Consider the following 1,620-nt stretch of genomic DNA (forward strand, 5'->3'; position numbering starts at 1 on the left):
ATACCTTGAGTGCTGAAGTGGTCTTTCTCTTCTTTTGATTCGGCTTTGGTTTTCACATGGGGCAACAACGCGGCCACGGCCTCTTTGAGCTTCGGTGTCTTCCCCAGCTCCAGCCCGTTGTCCACCAGTATCACCACGGCCCACAGCAGGCTGATGATACCTTGAGACTTGAAGCGGTCTTTCTCTTCTTTTGATTCAGCTTTGGTTTTCACATGGGGCAACAGCGCGGCCACGGCCTCTTTGAGCTTCGTTATTTTCTCCAGCCCCAGCCCGTTGTCCACCAGTTTCGCCAGCGCCCACAGCAGGTTGGCGACTCCCTGTGGCTTGAACTGGTCTTTCTCTTCTTTTGATTCGGCTTTGGTTTTCACATGGGGCAACAGCGCATCCACGGCCTCTTTGGGCTTCGGTGTTTTCTCCAGCCCGTTGTCCACCAGTTTCACCAGGGCCCACAGCAGGTTGGCGATATGCTGAGTAATAAAGTGCTCTTTCTCTTCTTTTGATTCGGCTTTGATTTTCACATGTGGTAATAGCGCGGCCACGGCCTCTTTGAGCTTCGGTGTTTTCTCCAGCTCCAACCCGTTATCCACCAGTTTCGCCAAGGCCCACAGCAAGTTGGCAATACCTTGAGTTTTAAAGCGGTCTTTCTCTTCTTTTGCTTCGGCTTTGGTTGCCACATGGGGCAACAGCGCGTTCACAGCCTCTTTGAGCTTCGCTCTCTTCTCCAGCGCCAGCCCATTGTCCACCAGTTTTGCCATGGCCCACAGCAGGTTGGCGATATGCTTAGGAATAAAGTGGTCTTTCTTTGATTCTGCTTTGGTTTTCACCTGGAGCAACAGCGCGGCCACAGCCTCTTTGAGCTTCTTTCTCTTCTCCAGCTCGAGCCCGTTTTCCACCAGTTTCGCTATTGCCCACAGCAGGTTGGTGACTGCCTGTGGCGTGAAGTGGTCCTTCTCTTCTTTTGATTCGGCTTTGGTTTTCACATAGGGCAACAGCGCACACACGGCCTCTTTGAGCTTCGTTGTCTTCTCCAGCTCCAGTCCGTTGTCCACCAGTTTTGCCATGGCCCACAGGAGATTGGCGACTTCCTGTGGCTTGTAGTGGTCTTTCTCTTTTTTGGATTCGGCTTTGGTTTTCACATGGGGCAACAGCGCGGCCACGGCCTCTTTGAGCTTCGGCGTCTTCTCCAGCTTCAGCCCGTTGTCCACCAGTTTCGCCAGGGCCCACAGCAGATTAGCGGTACCTTGAGTGTTAAAGTGCTCTTTCTCTTCTTTTACTTCGGCTTTGGTTTTCACCTGGAGTAACAGCGCAGCCACGGCCTCTTTCAGCTTCGGTGTCTTCTCCAGCGCCAGACCATTGCCCACCAGTTTCGCCAGGGCCCACAGCAGGTTAGCGGTACCTTGAGTGTTGAAGCAGTCTTTCTCTTCTTTTAATTCGGCTTTGGTTTTCACCAGGGGCAACAGCGCAACCACGGCCTCTTTCAGCTTCGCTGTCTTCTCCAGCGCCAGCCCATTGTTCACCAGTTTCGCTACGGCCCACAGCAGGTTGACGGTACCCTGTGCATTAATACTCCTGACATCAGGTTTTTGGTTGCACTTATGTATTACAGGATCAAGTAAAGTG

General features: G+C 52.7%; 1 protein-coding gene. It reads right to left on the minus strand.

The genetic code is table 11. The features are described from left to right. Positions 1 to 1,620: DUF1601 domain-containing protein (locus tag ACO6V1_RS23855; protein ID WP_422469070.1), on the minus strand; the 1,620-nt coding region annotated here is incomplete at both ends.

It is taken from the genome of Endozoicomonas sp. ALC013 (assembly GCF_049310205.1).
Lineage (GTDB): Bacteria > Pseudomonadota > Gammaproteobacteria > Pseudomonadales > Endozoicomonadaceae > Endozoicomonas.